This window comes from Enterococcus plantarum (assembly GCF_001730295.1).
GTDB classification, from domain to species: Bacteria; Bacillota; Bacilli; order Lactobacillales; family Enterococcaceae; genus Enterococcus_L; species Enterococcus_L plantarum.
This window is the reverse complement of record NZ_MIKA01000011.1, coordinates 25,639-45,882: the sequence shown is the minus strand read 5'-3', so window position 1 is coordinate 45,882 and position 20,244 is coordinate 25,639. Positions and strand designations below refer to the sequence as shown.

23 protein-coding genes are annotated in these 20,244 nt (G+C 36.5%); 19 read left to right on the top strand and 4 right to left on the bottom strand.

Annotated features, from left to right (window positions below; translation table 11 throughout):
• Positions 1-6: 6 nt before the first annotated feature.
• The 13 genes from BCR22_RS05420 (at position 7) to BCR22_RS05360 (ending at position 10,927) form a co-directional block, all read left to right on the top strand.
• On the top strand, positions 7-1,020 hold the full coding sequence (locus BCR22_RS05420) for a sensor histidine kinase (protein WP_240485857.1): 1,014 nt from the start codon (positions 7-9) through the stop codon (positions 1,018-1,020).
• The gene (locus BCR22_RS05415; protein WP_069653966.1) at positions 1,017-1,664 is read left to right on the top strand and encodes a response regulator transcription factor; all 648 of its coding nucleotides are present in this window, start codon (positions 1,017-1,019) and stop codon (positions 1,662-1,664) included. The genes BCR22_RS05420 and BCR22_RS05415 overlap by 4 nt, the downstream gene beginning before the upstream one ends.
• Before the next feature lie 10 nt (positions 1,665-1,674).
• On the top strand, positions 1,675-2,412 hold the full coding sequence (locus BCR22_RS05410; protein ID WP_069653965.1) for a sirohydrochlorin chelatase: 738 nt from the start codon (positions 1,675-1,677) through the stop codon (positions 2,410-2,412).
• Complete coding sequence (locus BCR22_RS05405; RefSeq protein ID WP_069653964.1) at positions 2,400-2,834, top strand: precorrin-2 dehydrogenase/sirohydrochlorin ferrochelatase family protein; 435 nt, start codon at positions 2,400-2,402, stop codon at positions 2,832-2,834. Before BCR22_RS05410 ends, BCR22_RS05405 begins: the two co-directional genes overlap by 13 nt.
• Before the next feature lie 175 nt (positions 2,835-3,009).
• On the top strand, positions 3,010-5,412 hold the full coding sequence (gene nirB, locus BCR22_RS05400) for a nitrite reductase large subunit NirB (protein ID WP_069653963.1): 2,403 nt from the start codon (positions 3,010-3,012) through the stop codon (positions 5,410-5,412).
• A gap of 2 nt (positions 5,413-5,414) precedes the next feature.
• On the top strand, positions 5,415-5,720 hold the full coding sequence (gene nirD, locus BCR22_RS05395; RefSeq protein ID WP_069653962.1) for a nitrite reductase small subunit NirD: 306 nt from the start codon (positions 5,415-5,417) through the stop codon (positions 5,718-5,720).
• 2 nt (positions 5,721-5,722) lie between these two features.
• Positions 5,723-6,703, top strand: a complete 981-nt coding sequence (gene cobA, locus BCR22_RS05390) for a uroporphyrinogen-III C-methyltransferase (protein ID WP_069653961.1) — start codon at positions 5,723-5,725, stop codon at positions 6,701-6,703.
• A 254-nt stretch (positions 6,704-6,957) separates the two neighbouring features.
• Positions 6,958-7,743, top strand: coding sequence for a formate/nitrite transporter family protein (locus tag BCR22_RS05385; RefSeq protein ID WP_069653960.1), 786 nt, complete (start codon positions 6,958-6,960; stop codon positions 7,741-7,743).
• Between the two features lie 47 nt (positions 7,744-7,790).
• Positions 7,791-8,699: a hydroxymethylbilane synthase gene (gene hemC / locus BCR22_RS05380; protein WP_069653959.1), complete on the top strand. Its 909-nt coding sequence runs from the start codon at positions 7,791-7,793 to the stop codon at positions 8,697-8,699.
• Positions 8,696-9,376 carry a uroporphyrinogen-III synthase gene (locus BCR22_RS05375; protein WP_069653958.1) on the top strand — a complete coding sequence of 227 codons (681 nt, stop codon included), beginning with the start codon at positions 8,696-8,698 and terminating at the stop codon, positions 9,374-9,376. Before hemC ends, BCR22_RS05375 begins: the two co-directional genes overlap by 4 nt.
• Before the next feature lie 129 nt (positions 9,377-9,505).
• Positions 9,506-10,045 carry a dihydrofolate reductase family protein gene (locus BCR22_RS05370; RefSeq protein WP_069653957.1) on the top strand — a complete coding sequence of 180 codons (540 nt, stop codon included), beginning with the start codon at positions 9,506-9,508 and terminating at the stop codon, positions 10,043-10,045.
• Between the two features lie 203 nt (positions 10,046-10,248).
• Positions 10,249-10,695, top strand: coding sequence for a CopY/TcrY family copper transport repressor (locus BCR22_RS05365; RefSeq protein ID WP_069653956.1), 447 nt, complete (start codon positions 10,249-10,251; stop codon positions 10,693-10,695).
• Positions 10,696-10,726: 31 nt separating this feature from the next.
• A complete protein-coding gene (locus BCR22_RS05360) occupies positions 10,727-10,927 on the top strand; it encodes a cation transporter (RefSeq protein ID WP_069653955.1) in 201 nt (66 codons plus the stop codon).
• Between the two features lie 137 nt (positions 10,928-11,064).
• Here BCR22_RS05360 and BCR22_RS05355 read toward each other — a convergent pair whose 3' ends face one another.
• From BCR22_RS05355 to BCR22_RS05345, 3 genes are all read right to left on the bottom strand, one after another.
• Complete coding sequence (locus BCR22_RS05355; RefSeq protein WP_069653954.1) at positions 11,065-11,541, bottom strand: GNAT family N-acetyltransferase; 477 nt, start codon at positions 11,539-11,541, stop codon at positions 11,065-11,067.
• Positions 11,542-11,708: 167 nt separating this feature from the next.
• The gene (locus BCR22_RS05350) at positions 11,709-13,097 is read right to left on the bottom strand and encodes a DUF5808 domain-containing protein (RefSeq protein ID WP_069653953.1); all 1,389 of its coding nucleotides are present in this window, start codon (positions 13,095-13,097) and stop codon (positions 11,709-11,711) included.
• 14 nt (positions 13,098-13,111) lie between these two features.
• The gene (locus BCR22_RS05345; RefSeq protein ID WP_069653952.1) at positions 13,112-13,486 is read right to left on the bottom strand and encodes a GntR family transcriptional regulator; all 375 of its coding nucleotides are present in this window, start codon (positions 13,484-13,486) and stop codon (positions 13,112-13,114) included.
• A 144-nt stretch (positions 13,487-13,630) separates the two neighbouring features.
• Here BCR22_RS05345 and BCR22_RS05340 point away from each other — a divergent pair, with 144 nt between their 5' ends.
• The 3 genes from BCR22_RS05340 to BCR22_RS05330 all read left to right on the top strand — a co-directional run bounded on the left by BCR22_RS05340 (position 13,631) and on the right by BCR22_RS05330 (position 16,313).
• Positions 13,631-14,959, top strand: a complete 1,329-nt coding sequence (locus tag BCR22_RS05340) for a C1 family peptidase (RefSeq protein ID WP_069653951.1) — start codon at positions 13,631-13,633, stop codon at positions 14,957-14,959.
• 707 nt (positions 14,960-15,666) lie between these two features.
• On the top strand, positions 15,667-16,002 hold the full coding sequence (locus tag BCR22_RS05335) for a DMT family transporter (protein ID WP_069653950.1): 336 nt from the start codon (positions 15,667-15,669) through the stop codon (positions 16,000-16,002).
• Entirely contained in the window at positions 15,999-16,313 is a 315-nt protein-coding gene (locus BCR22_RS05330) for a DMT family transporter (RefSeq protein WP_069653949.1), read from the top strand. The genes BCR22_RS05335 and BCR22_RS05330 overlap by 4 nt, the downstream gene beginning before the upstream one ends.
• A 158-nt stretch (positions 16,314-16,471) precedes the next feature.
• On the opposite strand, the gene BCR22_RS05325 is transcribed toward BCR22_RS05330, so the two are convergent.
• Complete coding sequence (locus BCR22_RS05325; protein WP_069653948.1) at positions 16,472-17,041, bottom strand: recombinase family protein; 570 nt, start codon at positions 17,039-17,041, stop codon at positions 16,472-16,474.
• Between the two features lie 492 nt (positions 17,042-17,533).
• Here BCR22_RS05325 and BCR22_RS05320 point away from each other — a divergent pair, with 492 nt between their 5' ends.
• The 3 genes from BCR22_RS05320 (at position 17,534) to BCR22_RS05310 (ending at position 20,205) form a co-directional block, all read left to right on the top strand.
• Positions 17,534-18,265: a signal peptidase I gene (locus BCR22_RS05320; protein WP_240485858.1), complete on the top strand. Its 732-nt coding sequence runs from the start codon at positions 17,534-17,536 to the stop codon at positions 18,263-18,265.
• 93 nt (positions 18,266-18,358) lie between these two features.
• Positions 18,359-19,405 carry a BsaA family SipW-dependent biofilm matrix protein gene (locus BCR22_RS05315; protein ID WP_069653946.1) on the top strand — a complete coding sequence of 349 codons (1,047 nt, stop codon included), beginning with the start codon at positions 18,359-18,361 and terminating at the stop codon, positions 19,403-19,405.
• Positions 19,406-19,440: 35 nt separating this feature from the next.
• Complete coding sequence (locus tag BCR22_RS05310) at positions 19,441-20,205, top strand: hypothetical protein (protein WP_083241757.1); 765 nt, start codon at positions 19,441-19,443, stop codon at positions 20,203-20,205.
• Positions 20,206-20,244: the final 39 nt, after the last annotated feature.

The window sequence follows — 20,244 nt, the reverse complement described above, 5'->3', positions numbered from 1 at the left end:
ATGAAAATGAGCATAATGAAAAAAGTATTTGAAGAAGCAAAAGATGCATTGTTTTTGATTGAAGTCACGAAATGTATCAAAAAAAATAAAGCGGCATCTGAATTAGCCGAAACCTACCCGTTTACGTTAGAAAAAGTTTTGGATATAGCCAAAGGGGAAGGCTGTATGCTGCATTCAACGATGGAAAAATGTTTAGACTGTGAAGTAAAAGCTGATTGGGATCAAGCTGCATTTCCTTTGATTTTGGAGGATTTAAAAGGGCGACAGGAACAATTCAGTGGCAGTTATACGGTCATTGATCTGCATACTTCATTGTTAAGTATTCGTCGTCTGGCAGTCCAAGATCGTCTGCAGCAAGTGATCCAAAACAAACGATTGATCGAATACGTCAATCAAGCCCACGAAAATGAGCGCCGCGCCCTTTCTCAAGAACTACATGATGGCTTAGCTCAAAGTATTTATAGCCTGATGCTAGAAACGAGACAATTAAAATGGCAGGATCAATCAGAAGTCTTGTCCACAAAATTACAAAAAATCGATGAAGATTTTGTTGCGTTACTCGGGGAAGTAAAACAACTCGCTATTGATTTAAGACCGACAGCTTTAGATGATTTAGGCTTGATTCCAGCAGTTGAAACGTTATTACATCGTTTGACAGAAACAACTGGAATGGCGCTTCATTTTATTCCGATGATTGAAAATAAACGATTTCCTGACAGTGTAGAAACAATCACTTATCGTGTAGTACAAGAAAGTGTGATGAATAGTGTAAAGCACGCTGCAGTTGAGGAGTTATGGATAACCTTGAGTGAGCAAAACGGTCATGTGGTACTCACCGTTCGGGATCATGGCAAAGGCTTTGATTTTCAAAAAGTAAAAGAGAACAGCCAAGGTTTGGGTCTTTTAAATATGCAGGAAAGAGCAGAATCAATCGGCGGACGCCTAAGCGTTCATTCCGAAAAAGCAGAAGGAACTACAGTGACATTATGGTTGCCTATCCAAGGGGAGGTCGTACAATGAACATTATAATAGCAGATGATCATGCAGTCGTTAGAAGTGGTCTGCGTTTGTTGCTAGAAAGTCAAAAAGAGATCACCGTCGTAGGAGATGCAGCGGATGGCACCGAAGCATTTTTACTTCTTGAAAAATATCCAGTGGATGTGGTTTTAATGGACATGAGGATGCCTCCAGGTGAAAATGGCTTACAAACAACACGCCGGATCAAAGAACATTTTCCAAAGGTGAAGACGATTATTTTGAGTATGCATGATGAAGAAGAATACGTTCGCACAGCTTTAGAATACGGTGCAAAAGGGTATATTCTCAAAAGTTCGCAAGATATTGTTTTATTAGAGGCAATCAAACAAGTGGCGGAAGGAAACATTTCAATCGACCCACTATTTGGTTCTTATACTAAAGACCATTGGCTAAAAAAAGCGGATAATGAGGAACAGGATGAAAAATACCAACGTCTATCCAAAAGAGAACGGGAAGTTTTACCGCTCGTTTCTTTAGGCTACAGCAACAAAGAAATTGCGGAACGATTATTTATTTCCGTGAAAACAGTCGAAGTTCACAAATCCCATGTGATGAAAAAATTAGAAGTTGAAACATTCAGTGAATTATTGCAATATAGTATGAAACATCAATTAATCGACTTATGAGGTGAGAAAAATGATTGGTATTCTTTATGTATTTCATGGCAGTCAAAAAAACGAAAAAAATCAGGCTGCAAGGACATTTATTCAACAACTGGAAAATAGACTTGATCCACGTTTGTATCAAGCAACGGCATTTTTAGAAAACCACCCGGATACGATTGCCAGTATTGCTGAAAACATGATCAAAAACGGCGTAACCAAAGTGATCGTTGTGCCAGTACTATTATTTGCTGCTAAACATGCTTTAGTGGATATTCCAGCTGAACTTGAACCAGTAAAAAACAAGTATCCAACTATTCAATTTAGTCAAACAGAAACATTTGGTAGTAAGGTAGGCAGTCGTCAAGTTTTACTGGAACGATTCCAAGAAGTAGCGGCTTCTTATCCAGATGAAGAGTTAGTGGGAATAGTAGTGGCCCATGGCACCAAACAAACTACTGAACCACAAAACGTTTTAACTGAAATCGCAAAAGACATTCAGCAACAAGTTGGATTTTCGATTATCCCAACAAGTCTAAAAGGGCAAGAAGATTTTCTAGCAGATATCAAAAAACAATTATCGAAGCAACTAAAAATAGTGATTGTGCCCTTCTTTTTATTCGATGGGCATTTGATAACAAATATGAAAAATAAATTAAGCGAAGCGTTCCCAACAACTGAATTTACGATCACGCGAACGCTAGAGTTCGATCCACGAATTTTAAGTGACTTGGAACAAATCGTTACAGAGGCAGTCTCATGTATCCAATAATGCTCGAACTAACAGGGAAGAAAATCGTTATTATTGGTGGTGGGCAAATCGCTTTACGAAAAACAAAAAGGATTTTAAACGCTAATGGAAAAGTAACCCTGGTTGCACCTGAATTTCTGGATGCATTTTATGAATTAGAAAATGTCATGCTAATCACAGCAACATACACTGCTGAACAGATCAAAGAAGCCCATCTAATTTTTGCGTGCACAGATTCTAAAGCAGTCAATCATCAAATCGTCAACGATGCCTCTGAACATCAATGGGTCAATGACTGTAGCCAAAAAGAAAATAGTGATTTTTATAATATGAGTACGATTGAACAAGAAGAGCATATGATTGCCTTATCTTCTTATGGAAAAGATCCTGAGTCCACAAAGAATTTGAGAAAAGCGTTGATGCATATTCTTGAAAAAAAATAAGTATCTATTTGATACCAAGCTACTTCGCTTCTTTTGGCGAAGTATTTTTTTAGTACATGCTCGTGAGTTATTAGGTAATTCCCTAATAGTCAAGGTCTGTCATTCTTGCTATTCTAAAAAAGACAACGCATCGATTATATTGCTCAAAAAATCACAAAAGGAGAGTTTACATAAAATGAAAGAAAAGCTTGTCTTAATTGGAAATGGAATGGCTGGTGTCCGTACGATTGAAGAAATCTTAGACCGTGATCCTGATCGCTATGAAATCACGATCGTCGGGGAAGAACAATACCCGAATTACAACCGAATCATGCTAAGCAATGTCTTACAAAAGAAAATGACGGTTTCAGAAATTATCACCAATCCACTCGAATGGTATGAAGAAAATCAGATTGAATTAATCAATCATGATCCTGCTGTTCAAATGGATACAAACAATAAAAAAATCACCACACAATCTGGTAAAGAAATACCCTATGATAAATGTATCTTGGCAACAGGTTCTAGAGCCTTTATTTTACCTATTGAAGGGGCTAAATTGCCAGGAGTTGTTGGGTTTAGAACAATCGATGACACAGAAAATATGCTTGAAGCGGCTCAAAAATACCAAAAAGCAGTTGTTATCGGCGGTGGGTTACTGGGCTTGGAAGCGGCAAAAGGATTGCTAGATCAAGGAATGGAAGTCACAGTCGTTCATTTAGAAAAATGGCTGATGGAAACGCAATTAGATGAAAAAGCAGGGAAAATGCTACAAGCTGATTTAGAAAAACAAGGATTAAAATTCTTAATGGAAAAAGCAACTCAAAAAATTCTTGGGGACACTCGTGTTACAGGATTAGCATTTAGTGACGGAACAACGATCGAAACCGACATCGTCGTAATGTCGATCGGAATTCGTTCAGAAACAACGCTAGCAAGAACAACAACGATCGAAGTAAATCGTGGAATCGTTGTGGATGATTTTATGAAAACCAATAGTCCAGATGTGTTTGCAGTAGGTGAATGTGCGGAACATAATGGCAATGTTTACGGCTTGGTTGCACCGTTATTCGAACAAGGAAAAGTGCTGGCTGATGTGTTGACAGACAAAGAAACCAAACCATACCAAGGCAGTACTACATTTACTTCGCTAAAAGTTTCTGGTTGTGATTTATATTCTGCCGGAACTATTCGAGAAGCAGAAGGCATCAACAGTATTGAAGCATTTGACGGAATCAATTACACGTATAAAAAGATTTTTGTGAGAGACAATCAAATTGTCGGTGTTGTTCTTTATGGAGATACAAGTGAAGGCAATCGCTATTATAATATTCTAAAGAAAAACGAAAGCATTGAAGACTATACACCGGTTTCTCTCTTGCATATGGTAGGTGAAGAAGCGAGTGCGGATGTGAGTGAATGGCCAGATGATGAAGTGATCTGTGGCTGTAACGGCATCGATAAACAGACAATCATGACCGCAATCAATGAAAAAGACTTGACCTCTGTGGCAGATGTGACCAAACACACCAAAGCAGGCGGTTCTTGTGGAAAATGTAAATCAGTGATTGGCGATGTTTTAGGGTATGCATTAGGTGGCGAAGTCATTTCAGCGCCAACTGGAATTTGCGGATGTACAGATTTAACGAGAGATCAAATCGTGACACAAATCTACGCAAAAGAACTAACTTCTTCTGAAGAAGTTTATCGTGAACTGAATTTTATTAATCCAGAAGGTTGTCCAAAGTGCCGACCTGCAATCAATTTTTATTTAAATGTTGCATGGCCTAAAGAACACGAGGATGAAAAAGAATCTCGTTATGTCAACGAACGGCTATATGCTAACATCCAAAATGATGGTACTTTTTCGGTGATTCCAAGAATGCGTGGTGGAAAAACCAACCCTCAGCAATTACTGTTGATTGCCAAAGTGGCAGAAAAATACGATGTACCGATGGTCAAAGTAACCGGTAGCCAACGAATTGGCTTATACGGTGTGAAAAAAGAAGACTTGCCAAAAATCTGGGAAGAATTAGATATGAAAGCAGCAGGTGCTTATGCAAAAGCGGTTCGTTCAGTGAAAACCTGTGTGGGTGCGAATTTCTGTCGTTTTGGTACGCAAGATTCAATGGGACTTGGAATCAAGCTAGAACAACGGTATGAGTTTATTGATACACCACATAAATTCAAAATGGGTGTTTCTGCTTGTCCGAGAAGTTGTGTGGAAAGCGGCGTGAAAGATTTTGGCATCATCGGCGTGGAAAATGGCTTCCAAATTTATGTTGGCGGAAATGGCGGAACAGAAGTCAAAGAAGCGGTATTACTAACGACTGTGGAGACAGAGCAAGAAGTGATCGATATTTGTGGAGCTATGCTGCAATATTACCGAGAAACGGGTATCTATGCAGAACGAACTGCTCCGTGGCTAGAACGTATGGGCTTTGAGGTTGTAAAAGAAGTATTGTTAGATGCTGAAAAACGTCAAGAATTGCTAGAAGCACTTGAGGAAGCAGTTGCAGGACGTCGTGGAAATCCTTGGGACGAAGTGGTTGAAGATCATAAAACACAGCAAGAGCTATACACAGTGGGGAGAGTATAAAAATGGAAAAAATTTATGTTGGGCAATTAGAAGAGTTAGCACCTAGAATGGGCAAAGAAGTGATCGTTGGACAGCAGAAAATTGCTGTATTTCGTTTAAGCGATGATCGTGTTAAAGCAATTGAAAATGTTTGTCCCCATAAACAAGGACCGTTAGCTGAAGGAACCGTTTCTGGTGACTATGTATTTTGTCCATTACATGACTATAAAATCAATTTGGATGATGGGCAAGTCCAAGAGCCAGATGAAGGGTGTGTTCGCGCCTATGAAACGATTGTCGAAGATACCCTTGTTTATGTCATGGTGTAGCGATGGGAAAAGTTTATTTTGTTGGAGCAGGTTCTGGCGATCCTGAATTACTAACACTAAAAGGGAAAAGAGTACTGGAATCAGCAGATATAATCATTTACGATCGGCTGGTTCATCCAGTTTTATTATACCTTGCCAAAGATTCGGCGCGTTTTATTTATAGTGGAAAATATCCCAAACATCATGTATTAAAGCAAAGAAATATCAATCAATTATTGCTAGAAGAAGGACAACGAGATCAGATCGTGGTGAGGTTAAAAGGCGGTGATCCAGGTGTTTTTGGTCGTGTAGGAGAAGAAATCAACACACTTCAAAATGCAAGAATCAGCTACGAAATCGTTCCAGGGGTTACCGCTGCTTCTGCTGCTAGTAGTTACAGTGGCATCCCTTTAACGCATCGTGAGCACAGTAGTAAAGTAACGCTTGCAACGGCTCATCGTCAAGTAGGTGAAACAATTGATTTTAAAGGACTGACGGAAAACGGGACGATGTGCTTATATATGGGTGTCGAAAAAGTGAAGAGCACACAACAAAAGCTTTTAGAGCAACATGTTGCGCCACAATTACCAGTGGCAATCGTTGAGTGGGGAACTTTAGGTCGTCAACGTACAGTCACAGCAACCGTTCAAACGATGACTAAAGTAATCGAAGCAAATAAAATCCAAAACCCTTCCCTAATTATTTTGGGTGATGTCGTTTCTTGTCGGAATGGCGCGGATTGGTATGAGCAATTGCCGTTGTTTGGGCATAAGATTTTGTTGCTTGATACTGAGAAAATCACTTTTGAAACGATTCTTACTTATACGCAAAAAGGAGCAGATGTGTATGGGATTCAAGTGGGTGACAATCGTGACCTACGGTTTGATGAGGTGCATAAACAGTATTTGAATGATCATTATTTTGATGAAATGGTGTATTTGGATCAAGATTTAATGACAATGTACAAAGATCAATGGTCTGTTTTAAATGAACAAATTAAGTAAGCTTCATGGGCTAGATTCTCGAGAAAAAGATAAAAATGGAATGTGACAAAAAGCGTCACAGTCAATTTTTCCTATTTTCTAGTCGAATCTAAACGAGCCTGCTACGCTTTTAAATCTATCTAGCTTCGCGGGCTAGATTCTCGAGAAAAAGATAAAAATGGAATGTGACAAAAAGCGCCACAGTCAATTTTTCCTATTTTCTAGTCGAATCTAAACGGGCCCGCTACGCTTTTAAAGTAAAGGAGATAAATATTATGGGTTCACTTCAACCACCAGAAATAGTTGATGTTACAATTGAAAAAGGTGTTCAAAAAGCGCGGGCTAGTTTTTTGACTTTAGCAGTGTTAGGTTTTTTAGCAGGTGTTTTTATCGCTGTTGCAGGAATTGCGATGATCCGGGCAATGGGAACGATGCCCAAAGAATGGGGGTCGTTAGTAAATGTGATTGGTGCAGCTGTTTTTCCATTTGGATTGATTTGTTTATTATTAGCCGGAGGAGAGTTGGTTACTGGCAATATGATGGTCGTATCAATGGCGCTGTTTGCTAGAAAAATCAGTGGGAAAGAATGGTTGAGAAATATTGTGATCGTGACGATTTTCAATCTGATTGGTTCTTTATTTGTAGCCTACTTTTTTGGTTATTTAAGCGGTGCTTTACAAGGGGATTTTGCTGAACGTGCGATTCAAGTTTCGCTAGGCAGAACCAAAGATACGTTTTTACAAGGTTTTCTTTCAGGGATCGCTTGTAACTTTTTAGTGAGTACAGCGGTGTATTTAAATTTTGCAGCCAAAGATTTTATTGGCAAAATCGTGGGGATTTTCTTACCAATTATGGGGTTTGTTATCTGTGGATTTCAGCACGTTGTAGCGAATATGTTTTTGATTCCAATGGGGATTTTATTAGGTGGCAATACGTGGGCAGCTTTTGGACAAAATATGGTTAGTGTCTATCTGGGAAATATCCTTGGTGGCGGCTTTTTTGTAGCAGGTCTGTATTTTTTAGCATATAAGGTTGGCACAGGCCAGTTGTCAAAAAAATAAAATTTAGTATGACGAAAAGATGAGAAAAGAAAAAGGAAGTAAATGAAATGAAAACCGTCCGTGTCGGCACCAGAAATAGTCCTTTAGCGATGAAACAAACAACGATTGTTCTAAATTTATTAAAAAAAGTACATGGAGATTTTCCGGTTGAGATTGTACCGATGACCACTAAAGGAGATCAAATGCTTTCAGTCAGCTTATCTAAGATTGGTGGAAAAGGATTATTTATCAATGAAGTTGAGCAGGCTTTATTGAAAGGGTCAATCGATTTTGCGGTCCATAGTTTAAAAGATATGCCAGCAAAAGTCGCAGATGGATTGACATTAGCCGCAATTCCAGAAAGAAGTGATCCAGCTGACTGTCTGATTTTTAGAGAAAAAACCTCTTTAGACGAGTTGCCAAAGGGCGCTAGAATTGGAACGAGTAGTCTACGACGAGAATTTCAAATGAAAAATCTACGGGAAGACCTTCAAGTAGAATCGATTCGAGGAAATGTGGGAACTCGTTTAAAACGGATGGAAGAGCAAGGTTTAGATGGTATTGTGTTGGCTGTAGCTGGTTTAAAACGATTGGATTGGTTTGCGGAACCAACACATCCCTATCTTTTTTTAACCTGTGAACAATGTATTCCAGCCGTCGGACAAGGAGCTTTAGCTGTGGAATGTCGCGGTCAAGACCACGCGATGAAGGACTTTTTAAGCCTAATCGATGATTCGTTAACTAGAAGCTTGGTCATGGAAGAGCGTGATTTTTTGGCGATGTTAAACGGAAACTGCGATATTCCTATCGGAGCTTTTGCGGTCCAAGAACAAAATGGCTATCGTTTTTCGGGATTTTTAGGAGATAAAGAGTTAGAACAATCGTTTACTAAAAGTACCGTTGTGCAAGATTTAGCAGGTGTTGGAAAGCAAATAGCCGAAGAATTATTAAATGAAATGGATCGGGAATCAATATGAATAATATCCTTTTAACCCGTTTGATAGAAGATAATAAAGAAGATCGTTTCTATTTTCAGCAAAAAGGATTTGAGACAGTTGAAATCCCATTGATTCGATTGGAAAAACGAGAAGTAGGACCGTCATTCGAATCAATGGTAAAACAAAGCGAATGGATTTTTTTAACAAGCCAACATGCAGCTGTCTTTTTTTTGCAACAAATAAGCAAAAGTACTCTTCAAATGAAAAAATTCGCTGTAATTGGTGAAAAGACTGCACAAGTTCTTTTAGCCAGTGATATAAAGCCAGCATTTCAGGCCACCTCTCCGACAAAAAAGAATTTAGTTGAAGCTTGGACAGCCAATTATGTAGTTCCAACTAGAATTTTTTATCCCAAAAGCAATTTAGCAGATAACAGTGGAGAGAAAAAATTAATAGTTAGTGGGCATCAATTGTTTACACCAATTCTTTACGATAATTATTTTCCAAAAGAAAATCAACGATTGCTACAGGAGTGTTTACTGACGACAAAACTAAAGGCAGCTTATCTAGCAAGTCCGTCGTTGTGGCAGCGATTTTTATCTGTTTTTAGAACGACTGAATTAAAAGAAATGCCTAAACTCTATTGTTTAGGTGAGACAACAAGGCAAGCTATTATAGAGGACGGTTATGAAGCAACTTTAAGAAGTGACATATAGTTGAAAGGATGATGGAGTTGCCTTTCAGCTCTATTTTTTGTCAGCCAAACGAGTTGACGAATGTTCTAAATCAGGTACAATGAATAGTTCAAAGGCTAAACCTATTTTGAGCTAGATGGAGGTTCTTTTATGAGTAGAGAAATTATTCTATATATTGCAGCGAGCGTTGATGGCTATATTGCAGAAGCAGATGGTAGTATTGACTTTTTAGGCGGTGGAATTGAATTAGTTGAAGAAGACACTAGTTACCAAGAATTGATGGGAAAAATCGATACAGTCGTGATGGGTCGAACAACCTACGATCAAGTCGTCAATGACTTATCTCCGGAGCAATATCCTTATGAAGAGCAAATATCCTATATCATTACAAGTCATCCAGAGGAAAATGCTGAAAAACTAATTTTTACGAACCAAGATCCTGTAGCCTTGGTCCAAGAGTTAAAAAAACAAGAGAGGAAGGCGGTTTGGATCGTGGGCGGTGCTAGTATCATTGCACCATTAGTAGAAGCAAAATTGATCGACACGTATAATCTTACAACTATTCCAAAGATCTTAGGGAAAGGAATTCCGTTATTTAATGAATTCAATGGATCTGTAGAGTTAAAAGTAGAGCAAGTGTATGTGAAAAACGATATGGTCTATACAACGTACTCAAATCAGAATCATTAATTTCCAATGAAAGGAGTAAGAAGCGTAAAACACCGACCGCTGTTTTACGTTTTTTTATATTGTTTTACGTTACTGAATGGTATTCGAAAAGGACTGAAAAAATCTTCCTTTTGACAATGGAAGAAAAAAGAATTATTATTAATGTATGAGGTGACTACATATGTAGTTCCTTCGTGAAGAATTCGGTAATAAGGAGACTTTTTATGTCAGATAAGAGAAAATCATTGACTATCACTGACGCAGAATGGGAAGTCATGCGTGTTGCTTGGGCGACACAAGAAACAACAAGTAAAGAAGTAACAGATATTCTCAATAAAAAAACGGAGTGGAAAAGTACTACGGTCAAGACTTTACTGAGTCGTTTAGTGGAGAAAGGGATGCTGGGAACTACTCGTAACGGCAATAAGTTTACCTATTTTCCTTTGGTAGAAGAACGCAAAAGTATTGAGGCGCTTTCTGAAGAATTATTGACCAAGGTGTGTAGTAAAAAGGTCGGAAGTGTTCTTGCCTCAATAATCGATGAGACTATTTTAAGTTTCGATGATATCGATCAATTGGAAAGACTATTGAAAGAAAAACGAAAATCCGCCGTAAAAGAAGTGCCCTGCAACTGTATACAAGGTCAATGTCAGTGTCACTTAGTAAAGTAGATAAGATCAAAATTAGAAGGAGTGTTTCTCAATGGAAAAAACTGTAACGATCAACGGCATGAAATGTGAGGGGTGTGCTACTATCGTCAAAGAAAACGTTGAAAAAATTGAAGGTGTTCAATCTGTCAGTGTTGATTTGGCGAAAAAATCAGCCGTAATAACAAGTGATAGAGAAGTTTCAAAGGATACTTTACAAGAGTCATTATCCGAAACAAAATTTACTGTTGCGTAGGAGCGTAGCAAAAAAACATCTACTGAGAGTTTACTCTTGGTAGATGTTTTTTTAATAACATACATTACTGAAATTGAGGTCTCACTGCACTTAATCTAGAAAAAACTCTAGTTTCAAATCGATAAAACAATCACTTACTATTTATCTTTACGATAAACCATCAAATAATTCATCAGCATTACGCCATTGCGATAGTTTACTTTTTGCTCCACTAATTCAAATCCAAGTGATTCAAAAAAAGGTTTCGCTGTGATGGATGAGTAGACAGTCAGTTCTTTTACGCCACTTTTCAATGCATGAGCCATCAAATCTTGGGCTAGCATCTTACCGATTCCGTACCCAATCCATTTTTTGTCGACATACAATAAATCAAGTTCACCTGTGTCGGTAATATTGCCAAAGCCAATCACTTCCATGCGATTCAGCGCAACAATACTATAGGTCGATGAGAGTCTGGCATCCCATTTTTCATAATCAGGATCCAGCTGAACCCATTGTTCGATTTGTTGTTGTGTATAATCTTTTTTATTAATTGCTTGAACAGTTCCGTTAAATATAGCAAGTATGTTTTCTAAATCAGATTTTTGGTATTTTCTTAAACTGAATACAGTCATTATTTCTTCACTCCTATTCATTATGACTAGTTTAATCACATAAGAGAAATATGTCAAAGTAAAAATGAAAGAATACTGGATTTTTTGGCAAAATAATGACTGTTTTGACTAACGCCACTCTGTATTAGGGCTTCAAGCAATCAAAAGAGCGAAGTTTCAGTCCCAATCTATTGCTTTTTTTCTCGAATCGCTTGGATATTCTGATAGTATTTTTTAGTTAATATACTGTCTTTGTTTGTATAATAATAGAACTTTTCTTTGGTTTTGATTTCTAGAATCGGTTTTTTATTTGTTAAAACAAGCAAATAAGCAGGTTGACCATTCACTTTAAATTCTCCCGTTAAATAATTTTCGGTTGCCGTTCCGTAAATACGGAGTTTGTCGTTAGGAAGGCTATCGACTAGTTTCACTGATTCAATGTCACTCCAAGCAATCTGTTTACGCTGATTTAATGGCGCTGATAAGGAGATACCAGTGTGGGTTGTCGTTAAGTCAAATGGATTACTTGAAAAATCGCTGATCAGCATTGGTACACTTGATGCAATTAACGCAATCAAAACCAAAATACCTGTGATGCCTAACGCTAATTTTCCAGCAGGTCTACCTAAATTGACGGAGATATTCATGCCAATACGATCAGGTACCATGATTCTTTTGTCATTTGGATTCATATAAATGCCATACTTCCAATATTGATCTTCATCGCTGTAGCGGTATTCCGTAGCTTGCGCAATCAAGTAATCTTGTTTTTTTCTAGAAGAAAATAAATAATAAAAAGTGAAAATGACAAATCCGAGTATAAGCACAGCATAGCCAATTGAAAATACCATCATTCGTTCATAAGGAATCGTAACTGAACTTGTTGGCAAAAAAGCGAAAGGACTCAAAACAAATGCTGAAACAGCCATTAGAACAGACCAATGATGGCGCATTTGATCGTTGACCTTTTGATTGATCATTTCATCACTCGTGACAGGTTTGACTGGAAAGCGAGCAATAAAGTAATAGAAAAGCAAAAACATTCCTGTCATAAGAATGGAAATCAGACAAATGAGCCAGGTACCATTAGACAAACCAAGTGTTTGAACAGAATAAATACAACCAGTTAGAGTCATCAAAACACTTGGTAAAAACCACCAAATAGAAATCAATTTGCGATTTTTATTCACCACTAGTCGTGTATCGACTAATATCGGTTTCGTGGGTAAAATCCAATTATTTTTGACTTTAACAGCCGTCATTTTACGAATATAAACAACCTCCAAGTAAAAAGAAGCCCCAATCAATCCGATAGTCATCAGCATAAAATAGAACAAAGTCAAAGAATCATAAGGAATCAATAGAATTGGTAGAGCGATAATACTGAAAATAAATGCCAATTGCACTAATCTTTTCTTATACGTTTTACTAACGAGTAAAACCTGTTCATCTTGAAGTTTATCTTTTGGTAACGTTGTTTCTAAAATAACATTTTTATGCGGATTTGCAGGGATTCTACCGGTAAATGCCATTAAAAAGTTGACCCCAACAAGCAATAAATAGAGAAAGAAATTCATTTTCAACACACCTTTTACTGTTCAAATTTTTGATACATCCGTTTGACTTCTTCTTGTACGGTACTTTCTGAAAGTTTATGAATAGAAGCTACAGCTAGTAATAATTCCAAATCTTTTATAAATCGTTCCTGAAAGGAAGAATCGAGTACTTGCTTTTCAGCAACCTTGGTACCATTTCTACGATCTGTTAAAATGTAGCCATCATGTTTCAATAGAGAGTAGGCTTTTGAAACAGTCATCATATTTACGCCGATTTCATCCGCCATTTGCCGAACGGAGGGAAGGAGCTCGCCTGGCTGCAGTTTATGCGTTGCAATCCCAAGGATAAGTTGATTACAAATCTGTTGATAAATCGGCGTTTGGCTTTGAGTATCTATTTCTAATAACATATAGTCACCTCTTTTACTTCTTTGTATTGCATATGATAATACAAGTGATGCAAAAAAGCAATTTTATTTTATTAAAAACTTGTGAGTTTGAAAATTGAGGCATATAATGAAAAAGAAATACGATGAGTGAAAGGATGAATCAAAATGTCAGTAATCGACCCTACAGTAACACAAAAATTTCACGATACATTTGTGGAAAATAATAAGCAAAATGCCCTACAGCGTGGAGTAGTTAAAAATGGTATTTCGGCTTCCGCACAAAATCAGATCGCTGAAGTCAATAATGTGCCCGTCTTTTCAGTAGATCTTGCAACTGGAAAAGTAGCCAATCAAAAACAAAGCGGACGTTGTTGGATGTTTGCAGCGTTGAATACATTTAGACATAAAATGATCAACAGCTTTAATTTAAAAGATTTTGAACTTTCTCAAAACTATACATTTTTCTGGGATAAATATGAAAAGTCCAATTACTTCTATGAAAATATTATTGCAACAGCAGATCAAGCATTAGATAGCCGTAAAGTTGCTTTCCTATTAGCAACACCTCAACAAGATGGTGGACAATGGGATATGATCGTTTCTCTTTTCCAAAAATATGGGGTTGTGCCAAAAACAGCCATGCCTGAAAGTAGTAATAGCTCAAATTCACGTGACTTAAACAATTACTTAAATAAAAAATTAAGAAAAGATGCAACGATTTTGCGTGCGTTAATCGCTAGTGGGAAAACAGTGGAAGACGTTCAAACAGCCAAAGAGGAAATGCTGGCAGAAGTGTATAACTTTTTAGCGATTTCATTAGGTACACCGCCAGATAAATTTGATTTTGAGTACCGTGACGAAGAGAAAAAATATCATTTGGATCAACAGTTAACACCGCAATCGTTCTATGAAAAATATGTGGGTGTGAATCTTGATGACTATGTAAGTGTGATCAATGCCCCAACAGCTGATAAACCATACAACCAAACATATACTGTCGAAATGTTAGGAAATGTTGTAGGTGGCAAAGAAGTGAAATACATCAATGTGGATATGACGACATTCAAGAAATTAGCAGTTGCGCAGTTAGAACAAGGCGAATCTGTTTGGTTTGGTTGTGATGTGGGTCAGTCTTCCACAAGAGATAGTGGAATTATGTCGTTAGATGCTTATGATATGAATGATTTATTCGATATTGATTTCACGATGACGAAAGCTGAACGTTTAGACTTTGGTGAAAGTTTGATGACTCATGCGATGGTTTTAACAGGTGTAGATTTGATCGAAGGCACTTCTACTAAATGGAAAGTAGAGAATAGCTGGGGTGAAAAAGTCGGAGACAAAGGGTTCTTTGTAATGAGTGACGCTTGGATGGACGAATACACCTATCAAATCGTTGTTCGTAAAGAATTCTTATCACCGGAGTTACAGGAAATATGGAAACAAGAGCCAACTGTCTTAGCCCCATGGGATCCAATGGGAGCTTTAGCATAAAAAGAGAGTGATAGAGCCTACTTTTAATGAAAAATCTCACCTTAAATAGGGTGAGATTTTTTTTATTACGCTAAGTACGCTGATATTTTCAAAAAGATTTTAGTGTGTTATAATTTGTATAGGCGAAGAAAAACGCTGACATTACTACCGCCTAAAGTAAGTAATATCAACGTTGACTGATTCACTAGGAATCTTTTTTTGATAAGATAAGTGTATCATATGTTGATTAGATTTACAAAATCATCAGATAAAAATTTTCTGAATTATCTGATCGAATGAGACTTCCTATCTAAGAAGGTAAAGGTATGAGGACATCAATTAGAATATATATCGGTAAAAATGATAGCTTTGTTAGACAATTTATATGCTTAATAAAGTAAAATAGCGTGTTATACAGTTTTTCTAACTTATTAAATTTTATTTAACAAATAACAAAGAACGGGGCTATTGCCAATTCGTTTATTATGGCGTAAAATGAGAAACAGTTTTAAGAGAATGAATACAACTAAATCAACTAACTTTTGATAATTAGCGCCGGCTGATTATCAGTCAAAGTGTGGATCAACAATTCTTAGGCCGTAGATGGAATTGTTGATTGACACCTTTTTTATTTTCTCTTTTGAACTATTTAAGAAATAGCCAGTATTGCATGACACAAGGTGAACTAAAGCGGGACGTTGTTCCAGATAAAATAAGGAGGTTTTTATATGAACAAAGATTGGTTAAAATTAATGATTGGTGCTTTTTTTGAAGTATTATGGGTCATTGGAATGAAACATAGTCATACATGGTGGGAAATAGTATTGACGGTGGTCTTTATTTTTATTAGTTTTTACGCGTTGATAAAAGCAGGAGAAACGTTGCCTGTTGGAACGGCATATGCGGTATTTGTGGGGTTAGGCACAGCAGGTACAGTACTCACAGGAATCCTCTTTTTTGGTGAAGAATTTAAGCTATCTAAAATTTTGCTGATTGTAGTACTGCTCATTGGTGTAATGGGCTTGAAAGTTGTAACAGGAGAGAAAGGAGTGGATCAAAAATGAGTTGGGTGTTTTTAATGATGGCAGGAATTTTTGAAATGCTTGGCGTTGGGTCGATCAACCGCTATAATCTAAACAAAAATAAAACATCTTTATTCCTTTTATTCTTTACCTTTGGCTGTAGTTTTATCTTTCTTTACTTAGCTATGAAGCGTTTGCCAATGGGGGTTTCATATGCTATTTGGACGGGGATCGGTGCAGCGGGAGGCGCTATTTTAGGAATGCTTTTTTACGGGGAATCAAAAGATTGGCGTAGAATTGTCTTCATTGGGATCATTTTAGCATCTGTTATTGGCTTGAAATTGATCGGCTGATTAAAATAGGATCGAGGCAAGAATAATTAATATCCCTCTATGCCACGATCCTTATATCCAATATGTATTATTATAAGAGCTTTCGTATATAAAATTATTATATTATTAAAGTGTTCTTAGTTTTCCCTTTGTGTTTTATGATAGAGCATGTGTGTGTATTAATTGTTTCTTTTTAATAATTTTTGTTTTCGAATGTGATTATAGACTGTAGGGACAGATAGATTACATCTTTTAGCGATTTCTGGAACAGTTAAATCAGAATTTGCGTACAATTTTAATGCTTCATTCACTTCTTTTGTTCGTGGTGGCCGTCCCAACTGCTGACCACTTTCCCTAGCGGCATCAAGGCCTGCCATCACCCTTTCTCGAATCAATTCAGCTTCCATTTCTGCGAAGGCACCCATTACTGTGAAAAAAAATCGTCCCATTGCAGTTGTAGTGTCTATATTATTTTGAATACTGACAAAATGAATATTCCTTTGTTCAAACTCTTCTAATAAACTCAGCAATTGCTTTGTTCCTCTGGATAATCTATCAAGTTTAAAAATAACAAGAGTATCACCAGATTTTAAACAAGCTAAGACTTTGTTAAGTTCACTTCTAGATGTTTTTCTGCCACTTTCGCGTTCTTTGTAGATTAAATCTACACCATATCGTTCAAGTGCTTTTTGTTGAGAATCAAATTTTTGCTGATGCGTACTAACGCGCATGTAACCGATCACTGCCATAGATATACACCTCTAAATTATTGATAGTTGTTAGTAAAAATAATGAGAATTTATTTGATCATTCAATTCTTAAACAATTGAATAAAGTCTGTCAATCCACCTTAATCACCGCCTTTATCTTGATTCTACAAAGAGTAAAAAATATTTTTAAAAACTATTGACTTTTAGTTTCTTCTATAATAAACTATTGTTTTTTATACAGCTAAAACACATACTTTTTTTTTTAGAGGAAACGGTCTAGAAATACGTAGTGAAGGGATTTATCCATTCATGCGTATTTCTTTTTTTGCGTTTTAGTTGATTTTCTTAATATCAATAGTTTTTTGGACTATCAAAATGATTGCAACGCTCAAAGTATAAGTCTTTTATTAATAAGAACTGATAAATAAAATGAGCTGAAATCATACCGAATTAGTTGCTTTTCTTAATTTTCAACTTAGTGAATGACTGTTTTTTTGTAAGTCTAAGGCAAAGTGAGGGTTTAAGAATGTGATGGAAGAACGGAGCAAGAAACCACAGTCGAATAAAAAAAAAAGAGCGAAAAGAGCAACGACAAAACAAACTTTGAAAAAGAAAAAGATATCATCTGGTTCAAAAAAAACTGCTAAAAAAGCAATGACGAAAAATAGAAAAAAAGAAAAGCATTCAGGTTCAAAGAAAAAAATTAAAACATCTAAATCCAAAAATTCTATTTATAGGTTAGTATTTAACATTATTTTTTATGGTTTCATTTTATTTATGATTTTTGGTTCCGTTATTTTTGCAACGACTAAAAATTCGGATAAAAGTATTTTAGGTTATCGATTCTTTGGTGTATTAACTGATTCTATGGTGCCAAGAGATCCTAAAACACAAAAGGGTGGTTTTTATTCTGGAGACATAATTTTAGTGAAAAACATCGCAGGTAATGAAGCTGAGGTAGGAGATATAATCACATTTAGACCTAGTATCAAAAGCCAAACTTTTTTGACCCACAGAGTGAAAGAAAAGTTAGATCACTTAGGCGAAACTAAAGGAACTTATTATATTACGCAAGGAGATGCCAACTTAGCAGAAGATGTTCCGGTCAATGAAAAACAAGTAGTCGGAAAAAAAATCGCAGTGATGCCAAAAGTGGGAGCATTTTTAAAATTTGTTCGTGAAAATACACTTATTTCGATTGTTTTTTTACTTTCAGTTTTCGGTTTTATCACGATCATCCGTTATTACATTTTAAACAAATAAAAGAAGGTATTTACTTTTTAATATAGTGCGAAAAATAGTTTAAGCATTATTGTTAAAAGGTTGATAATAAAAAAAATTGGGAGGAACTTAAGAATGAATAAAAACAGAAAGAAAAAAGTCTTTGCTTTAGCAAGCGTCTTTGCGCTTGCTGCAATTGCAGCGGGAACATTCGCTTGGTTTACGAGTGAAGACCAAAAAAACAACCATTTTGAAGGACAAATTGCAACTGGAAAAGATATTGAAGTAGTGGAAACCTTTGATCCGCCGACCGACTGGGATCCAGGATCAGAAGTAAATAAAGATGTAGCAATCCAGAATATCGGTGAGTACAAAACGTTAGTTCGTGTTTCGTTAAAGGAATCATTGCAACTGCTAAAAGATTATCAAGTTAAATTAACAACGGGTGCTGAACTTGAAGGTAAAACAAGCAAGGAAGTTTATGTATTACCAGGAACAGAATCTTCAGCTGGATTTACAGATTCTACTTTTGAAGGCAGTGCACCGACTTTAAAAGTAGATGCTGGAGAATTTGCCGGAACGTATACATTGAAAGTTAAGGAAAAAGCAGAAACGGTTGGAACTAAAACGACTTACACATACCGCTACACATTTGAAAAAAATGGGGTTCTATATTACGCGAGTGGGATTGATGGATTTACTCGTAATACATCAAATCAAATCAAAGTAAAATCAGGGACACCATCACTAAGCTATGTATCATTAGAATACAAAGCGGCTGACGAAAAAGAATGGACGATAGCACCAGTTTATGCGCCAACATTTACACAAGATGGCACGTTGATTTGGAATGCACCAGCAGCAACAGGTTCAGGAAATATCCAAATTTCATTCAATAATATTACAAAAGATCCTAAGACTGCTGATAAATGGTATTTTAATGCAGCAGATGGCTATTTCTATTATACAAGTGTTTTAGCACCAGGTGCGAATACAGCACAATTGATGGACGCTGTTAAATTATTAGGGACAGCCGGTAATGAGTATAGTAAATTGATTTACGACTTAACTGTAAAAGGACAAGGGCTTGCAGCATACAAAGATGCAGTAGATCAATGGTTACCAGCAGGTGTCAATGATTCACTGGCAACAGCATTGAAAAATTTAGTACCTGCTAAATAAAGAAAAGAAGCTATCTATTTTAAGGGGGAAAAAGGATGAAACGAAGATACAGGAATAAAAATTGGGTAATGACAGTCCTGTTTGTATTAATCGGTCTGCTCTTTATATTAAAACCTGTTGAAGCGAATTCAGAGTCCAATCTTCCCTCTGGGATAGTGGCTGGCGACGATCAAGGAATAAAAATTAAAAATGATGGTCAATATTTAATTGATTTTCGAGATGTTGAGCCAGGAAAAAAATGGGTCACAAAAATCACAATCATCAACATAGAAGAAGATATACCTTACCATTTAACAATGAGCATAAGTAAGCCAACACTTATTGAAGGCTCATTAGATTTGTCTCAAGCTATTAAAATGACTTTGATTTACGATGGCCAAGAACGATATAAAGGACCATTGTCAGGTGTTACTAAAACAGTAAATTTGCAAGATAAATCAACTCCGTTAAATTTAGGAACGTTCAAAGGTGGAGATACAAAAATGTTAGAAGCTCACTTTGAATTAGATGGAAAAATGTACACAAATCGTGATTTTTTTAAAAAGAACATCGTGGAGAATATTTGGTATTTTAAAGCTGTAAAAAATAAATTGCCAGATACTAAAGATCCAGATGAACAAGACAAACCTTTAGCAGAAAAGTTGATGAGTAAAATAAAATTTCCAAGAACAGGTGAAGAATGGCGCAACGCAATGATTTTCTCGTGCATTGGATTATTCCTAATTCTAGTTTTCTTATTGATACTTAAACATAAAAAACAAGAGGAAATTCAACCTAAAAAGATAAAGAGACATAGATAAATAAGATTTTTTAATTTGAATTTTTTAGAACGATTAAAT